The following is a 7,479-nucleotide window of genomic DNA, read 5'->3' as shown; positions in this document are numbered from 1 at the left end:
GGAACGAAAGTTCATAACTTGTTGTTAAGTGAAACTGACAAACTGTCCTGCTATCAAAGTGTCATTCAGCGCACGCAGAATCGCGTCACTTAGTGACAGCAGTCAATAAATCACTCCTGCGAAGTTCAGTGATCATCACCGTACGGTCACTGGCGGTGACCACATGGCTGCCATCGGAGCTAAAGCTGGCTGATCGAACCGTGTCGATGTGGTAAATGCGAGCTTTTTCTAACCATGACCCATCGGACTTCTGACCAATGATTTTCGCCGTACGATCCTTACTGGCGGTGACCACATGGCGGCTATCAGGGCTGAAAGTGGCTGACGTGACGGTATTCTGATGATAAATGATGGCTTTTTCTTTCCATGATCCATCGTCTTGCAGGTCGAAGATTTTCACCGCGCCATCGAAACTGGCAGTCACCAAATGACGGCCATCGGGGCTGAAGGTGGCTGATTCGACGATATGATCATGGGGAAGTGTGGCGGTTAATTCCCAGGAACCATCGTCACTCTGGCTATGGATTTTAGCACTGTGATCCTCACTGGTGGTTAGCACATGGCCGCCATCAGGGCTATAAAGGGCTGACATGACAGCACGATCATGGGGAAGTGTGTTGGTTAATGCCCATGAACCATCGTCTTTCTGACAATAGATTCTCGCCGTCTTATCCCAACTGGCGGTGACCAGATGGTGGCTGTCAGGGCTGAATGTGGCTGATTCGACGGCTTTGCCATGGGAAAGAATGGCTCGTAAATCCCATGATCCATCGAGCTTCTGGCTATGGATTTGTGCTGTTCTGTCCATACTGGTGGTCACCACATGTTGGCCATCGGGGCTGAAACTGGCTGAGTTGACCTGCGCCCTATGGGAAATGATGGCTTTTGGTTCCCATGACTCATTGCACCTCAGGGCATATATATTCGCTCTGCCATCCGAACAGGTGGTTACTGCATGGCGACTATCGGGGCTGAAAATCGCTGAGTTGACCCATCCGTTATGGGAAATACTGGTATTTTTTTTCCATGATCCATCAGCCTTTTGGCCGAAGATTTTTGCCGATAGATCTCCATTGGCAGTTATCAGATAGCGACCATCAGCACTCAGGGTGGCTGAGTTTATTTTATTGGCGCTTACCTGAAAGGGGTAATCGTTATCGGTAATGGCGAGTGATTTGGCTTTATGATTTTTGCCAATAATGGTTTTAGTGACTAATTTAAACTTTTCACATTGAGACATCAGGTTAGTTTTGGTGAAATATAACAGAGCAGGTAAATAAACGCCCCAATGCAGCCGATTGGTGAGTGAGTCGAGTAACTCCTCATCATCCGTAAATGACTTCAACCAATGACGGAGTTGATTCTCATTTTTTGTGGTGATGGTCATTCTCAGATGATGCTGGTGTTGTGAAGGAAGCTGGCGATGCCATGCTTTTGCCAATGCATTATTCTCTCTAACAATACTACGAAGGCGGGTACATACCTGTTCTAAACTGCGGATATCCCGAAGTTTCAAACAGTGAAAAATTAACGAAAATGATAACGAGGATAAATCCTGTAATGACGACTTTTTCTTAATTTCCTGATCAGGCACAGTGATGGACCTGCCCGCACTGGTCCCCGTCGGTGTTTCTGACCGAGTTCGCTTAGATGGTGGTGAGTCTGAACCCTCAATGCTGAAGTTATTATCTATTACATTCATTCTTTATTCCGTGAAAGCAGGTGTATATCCCCGATTGGCAAACCTGATCAAGATAGATGCCACAGGTTAGAGTCGGTTTTGGAATGAAAGTTCATTTTATTGTTAAGCAAGACGAACAAAGTGTCCTTCAGCGCACGCAGAATGGCTTCACCCAGTGACGGCAGGCAATAAATCACTCCTGCGCAGTTCAGTGATTATTACCATGCCGTCGTAACTGGTGGTGACTACATGACTGCCATCGGCGCTGAAGCTGGCTGATCGGACCGGAGTATTATGGGAAATACTGGCTTTTTCCGACCATGACCCATCAGGCTCCTGAGCAATGATTTTCGCCGTGCCATCGAAGAAACTGGCAGTCACCATGCGGCGGCCATTGGGGCTGAAGATGGCCGTGTTGACTTCATCGCGAAGGCGGGTACATACGAGTTCCATACTGCGAATATCCCGAAGTTTCAAACAGCGAAAAATAATGGAAAATGATGATAAGTATAAATGCAGCAATGACGTTGTTTCCTTATCAGCCAGCTTGATCGTTCTACCCGCACTGGCACACGCAGGTGTTTGCAATCGAACTCGCTTGGATGGTGTTGATTCTGAACCCTTAATGCAGGAGTGATCATGTATTCCGTGCATGTCAGGTTCCTCCAAAGTGGGTATTTATATTCGATCAGCACGGGCAGTCAATATTGATGCTGCGATTTAGACTCAGTTTCAGAATGAAAGTTCATAGCGTGTTGTTGAATGAAACTAACAAAGTCTCTTTCTATGAACACGTGCAGAATGGCGTCATTCAGTGGCAGCAAACAATTGATGACTCCTCCGTAGTTCAGTAATTTTCAACGTGCAGTCGTCACTGGCTGTGACTACGTGGCTACCATCGGCGCTAAAGGTGGCTGAGCAGACACAGCCTTTATGGGCAATGCTGGCTTTTTCTAACCATGACCCATCAGCTTCCTGCCCGATGATTTTCGCCGTTCCGTCCTTGCTGGCAGTCACCAGATGACGGCCATCAGGGCTGAAGCTGGCCGAGTTGACTCCATCCTTATGGTATGTGTTGGTTTTTTCTTCCCATGATCCATTGGCTTTCTGACCATAGATTTTCACCCTGCCATCATTACTGGCAGTCACCACATGGCGGCCATCGGGGCTGAAGGTAGCTGAGTTGACATCATCTTCGTGGTGAATGATGGCTTTTCGTACCCATGATCCATTGGTTTCCCTGCCATAGATTTTCGCCCTGCGGTCCTTGCTGCCAGTCACCACATAGCGACTATCGGGGCTGAAGTTGGCTGATATGACAGGACCTTTATGGGAAAGGGTACCTTTTACTTCCCATGTTCCATCGTCTTTCAGGGTATGAACTTTCGCGGTTTTATCCCAGCAGGCGGTGACCACATGACGGCCATCGGCGCTGAAAATGGCTGATTGGACAGCATCATTGTGAAAAAGGGTGGCTGTTAATTCCCATGATCCGTCGTCCTTCTGGCTATGGATTTGCGCCGTTCTATCCCAACTGGCAGTCACCACATGGCGGCCATTGGCACTGAAAGAGGCTGACTTGACCGAATGATTATGGGAAATGATGGCTTTTAATTTCCATCGTTTATTGCACCCGGGGCCGTAAATTTGTGCCCTGCTATCGTTGCTGGCAGTCACCACATATTGACTATTGGGGCTAAAGATAGCTGATTTGACCCACCTGTTATGGGGAATGATGGCTCTTTTTTCCCATGATCCATCGGCCTTGTGGCCGTAGATTCTTGCCGAATGATCGATGCTGGCCGTCACCAGGTGACGGCCATCAGCGCTGAGAGAGGCTGATTTGACTTCGTCATCTTCTTTAATGATGGTTTTTGTTACTAAATTAAATCTTTCACATTCAGACATCAGGTTAGTTTTGGTGAAATATAACAGAGCAGGTAAATAAACACTCTTCTGTCGGCGATTTGTCAGTGAATCGATTAACGCCTTATCATTCGTAAAAGTCTTCAGCCAATCATGGAGTTGGTTCTCATTTTTGGCAGTGATGGTTGTCCATAGCAGATACCGGTGTGATGAAGAAAACTGCCGATACCACGCTTTTGCCAGAGCATTATCCTGTTTGATCGTGTTGTTAAGGTAGGTACATACCTGTTTTAAACTGCGAATATCCCGAAGCTTTAAATAGCGACAAATGAGGGAGCTTGATAGTAAGGATAAATCTCGCAATGAGGGCCTGTCTTTATTTTCCTTGTCAGATACAGTGATACTCCAACCCGAACCGGAATCCGCTGGTGTTTCCAATCGAGCTCGCTTGGGTGGTGGTGAGTATGAACCTGCAATGCTGGAGTTATTACCTATTCCATTCATGCTTTGTTCCCTGAAAGTGAGTTTTTATCCTTAATGATTCGCAAGGACGTCCAACGTTGATTGAGTTAATATACGTCACTCCTCTGTAGTTCAGTGATTTGCACCGTTCCATCACAACCTGCGGTTATCACACGGCTGCTATCGGCGCTGAAAGTGGCAGATAAGATCCAGCAAGCATGGGTGATGCAGGCTTTTTCCACCCATGACCCATCGGCTTCCTGACCAATGATTTTCGCTGTGTGGCTATGACAGGTAGTCACCAGGTGGCGACTGTCAGAGCTGAAGGTCACTGATTCAACTGAATGCTTGTGATCAATGATGGTTTTTTCTTCCCATAATCCACCGGCTCTCTGGCCATAGATTTTTACTATGCCATCCAGGCTCGCAGTCGCCACATGGCGGCCATCCGCACTGAAAGTAGTCGAATGGATAACTTGCTTGTGTTGAATTTCGACCACACTTTTCCATGATTCATTGGTCTCACAGCGATACATTCTCGCCTTGGAATGCCCATTGAGGGTTATCACATAGCGGTCTTCCGGGCTGAAGCTGATTAAGTTGATACTATCCTCAAGGCGAATGATATTTTTTACTTCCCATGATCCATCGGACTTCTGGCTATGGATCTTCATCTCTGTGCTACCACGTTCGGCAGTCACCAAACGGCGGCTATCGGCGCTGAAGGTGGCTGAGCGAACATCGTAAAGGTTGGCTGTTAATTCCCATGATCCATTGTTCTTCAGGCTATGGATTTGCGCCATGCGTTCCATACTGACGATCACCACATGTTGGCTATCGGGGCTGAAGCTGGCTGATCTGATGGCAGAGTCAAGGGTAACGGTAACGTTTGTTTCCCATGATTCATCGCGTCCCAGGCTATATATTTTCGCCTCGCGACCCCGACTGGCGGTGACCACATGGCGGCCATCAAGACTGAAGTTGGCTGACGTGACAAGGTCATTATGGATAATGGCGGTTTTTATTACCCAGGATCCATTAGCCCCTTGAGCGTAGACCATTGCCGAGTTGTCTCCAACGGCGGTGACCAGGTAACGGCCATCGACACTAAGGGCGGCTGTTCTGATAATTGCATTTGCGTGAATGGTGTCTTTTGTTTCCAATTTAAATGTTTTACATTCAGACATCAGGTTAGTCTTGTTGAAGTACAACAGAGCAGGGCAAAAAACAGCCTCTCGTTTGCGATTGGTTAATGAGTCCACTAACGCCATATCATTTGAAAAAGACTCAAACCAGCTACGGAATTGGTGATCATTTTTTGTAGTGATGGCTGTCCTTAGTTGGTATTGGTGTGTTGAAAAAAACTGCCGATACCAGGCTTTTGCCAGTGCGTTATTTTCTTTTACCGCAGCGTGAAGATAGGTACATACCTGTTCCAAACTGCGAATATCCCGAAGTTTTAAATAACGAAATATGAGGGGAAATGCGGATAAATCCAGTAATGACGTTTTTTCCTTTTTTTCCTCGCCAGATACAGTAATACTTCTACCTGCACTGATTCCCGTTGTTATTTCCGATTGAGCTTGCCTGGTTGCCAGTGAATGTGAACCTGCAATATCGCAGCTATTATCTATTCCATTCATGCTTTGTTTCCTGAAATTGGGTAGTTAACCTTGATGATTTGCAAGGTTGTCGGACATTGGTTGAGTTAATTGGAGTCGGTTTTAGAAAAAAAGTTCATGATAGGTTGTTCAATTCAACTGATAAAAACAGGACTCCGGTTCGAGACCATGATCAATAAGCAGAAAGTGGGTTTCTGTCTTTCGGTGCATGCGGAATGGCTTCACTCAGTGACAGTAGGCAATCATTACTTCCTGGTTCGCCGATGGTGGATAGTTGGAGGCGTGCCCGAAGACCAATCGTTCCTCGAACCACGAGCAACAAACGGAAGTGCCTTAATGACTTACCCTTTGGAATTCAATATTTCTGGCTCATTGGTCAGACTCTTATTTTCGCCGCAGGCGCTCAGGTTGGCTATGCCAGATCCTTCACCTTTTGAACGGCTCGAGCTTCGATGATTCGCCAAATGTCGTTAGCTTTAAACTTCCCTAACCGTCCGGGGTCAAGGGCATTGGCTTTTTTGAACCATTCGCTCCAAACCTCTTTACGGTCATTCATCATTCTGAGACAGTGCGCTTTTTGCGAACAGGCGCCTGCATTCCCGGGGTGTTTCTCTAGTACGGATTCTGCATACTCAAGCGCCTTTTTAAGGTTACTTTGTCCTGACCCAGGGTCATTGTCTGCTATTTGTTGAGAGGCCAGTCGGAAATAATGGATCGAGTTTGACAGCAATATATTGGCGCTTTCCTGATACCCGGTAATCATTTCCATAAATCTCGCTGTCCCGGCATAGGAATTAAGCAGTGCCAACTCACATTCACTCGTATGGTATAAATCACAGCAACGATGAATCAGTCTTTGGGCCCGTTCTGTTTTATTCATTATCTCCCAGAGACGTCCCAGGGCCAGATCAAGATCATGATTCCCGCTAGGCTTGCACAGGTCTTCCTCATCGTTATCGGGGTGCTTGCCAATCATGTTCAGCAACAGTTTTTCAGATCGTTTATACTCGCCCATTGACTCCCAGGTTCGCATCAGGGCGATGTCAACCAGAGGCTGCCCACAGGGTTTGCAGAGTAATTCTTCAGGGTCTTTGGGGTGCTTGTCACTCATGTTCAGCAGCAGTTTTTCAGACCGTTTATATTCGCCCACCACATCCCAATGTCTCACCAGAGTCAGGTCGATTGTCGAATCGCCATAGGGCTTGCACAGCGTTTCCATACTGGCGAAGGGAGATTTGCCAACCATGTTCAACAGCAACCTTTCAGCCAATATATATTTGCCCTGTATCTCCCAATTTCTTATCAGGGCCAGATCAATATGTTTATTCCCGCAAGGCTTGCACAGGCGTTCTGCATTATCATTGGGGTCTTTGTCACTGGCGCTCAGCAGCAGTCTTTCAGCCCATTCATATTTCTCCATCATATGCCAGAGTCGTGCCAAAGCCAGATCTAATTGATGATCTCTACAGGATTGACACAAGATTTCTATATTTTGGTTGGGCTGCTTGCCCATCATGTTCAGCAGCAGCTTTTCAGCCGTATTATATTGGCCTACATCCTCCCAGTATCGAACCATGGCCAAGTCAATTTCATAAACTCCGCAGGGCAGACACAGGCTTTCTTCACTGTCACTGGGGTGCTTGTTACTCATGTTCAACAGCAATCTTCCAACCAGGTGATATTTGCCCATGATTTCCCAGTGTCGAACCAGAGTCATATCAATATCAAGACGTCCAAAAGGTCGGCAGAGAATCTCTTCACTGGCACCGGGATGCTTACCCGTCATGTCCAGTAGCAATTTTTCAGACCATTCGTGTTTGCCTTTTGTCTGCCAGAGTCGCACCAGGG

General features: G+C 46.9%; 5 protein-coding genes. All 5 read right to left on the bottom strand.

The features are described 5' to 3' along the window. Positions 1-85: 85 nt before the first annotated feature. Positions 86-1,702, bottom strand: a complete 1,617-nt coding sequence (locus KDK19_RS23795; protein ID WP_257279552.1) for a WD40 repeat domain-containing protein — start codon at positions 1,700-1,702, stop codon at positions 86-88. Between the two features lie 147 nt (positions 1,703-1,849). Beyond that, positions 1,850-2,335 carry a WD40 repeat domain-containing protein gene (locus tag KDK19_RS23790; protein WP_257276367.1) on the bottom strand — a complete coding sequence of 162 codons (486 nt, stop codon included), beginning with the start codon at positions 2,333-2,335 and terminating at the stop codon, positions 1,850-1,852. A 153-nt stretch (positions 2,336-2,488) separates the two neighbouring features. Beyond that, positions 2,489-4,051 carry a WD40 repeat domain-containing protein gene (locus tag KDK19_RS23785; protein WP_257279551.1) on the bottom strand — a complete coding sequence of 521 codons (1,563 nt, stop codon included), beginning with the start codon at positions 4,049-4,051 and terminating at the stop codon, positions 2,489-2,491. Between the two features lie 65 nt (positions 4,052-4,116). Beyond that, a complete protein-coding gene (locus KDK19_RS23780; RefSeq protein ID WP_257279550.1) occupies positions 4,117-5,652 on the bottom strand; it encodes a WD40 repeat domain-containing protein in 1,536 nt (511 codons plus the stop codon). Between the two features lie 391 nt (positions 5,653-6,043). Next, positions 6,044-7,479: lipopolysaccharide assembly protein LapB (locus KDK19_RS23775; protein ID WP_257276364.1), on the bottom strand; the 1,436-nt coding region annotated here is incomplete at its 5' end.

The organism is Endozoicomonas sp. ONNA1, from assembly GCF_024606325.1.
Taxonomy (GTDB): domain Bacteria; phylum Pseudomonadota; class Gammaproteobacteria; order Pseudomonadales; family Endozoicomonadaceae; genus Endozoicomonas_A.
This window is presented reverse-complemented; position numbering and strand designations above follow the sequence as displayed.

Excerpts from the sequence above, each read along its gene's own strand:
- KDK19_RS23795 (WP_257279552.1), bottom strand. The coding sequence starts at position 1,702 with ATGAATGTAATAGATAATAACTTCAGCATTGAGGGTTCAGACTCACCA.
- KDK19_RS23790 (WP_257276367.1), bottom strand. The coding sequence starts at position 2,335 with ATGCACGGAATACATGATCACTCCTGCATTAAGGGTTCAGAATCAACA.
- KDK19_RS23785 (WP_257279551.1), bottom strand. The coding sequence starts at position 4,051 with ATGAATGGAATAGGTAATAACTCCAGCATTGCAGGTTCATACTCACCA.
- KDK19_RS23780 (WP_257279550.1), bottom strand. The coding sequence starts at position 5,652 with ATGAATGGAATAGATAATAGCTGCGATATTGCAGGTTCACATTCACTG.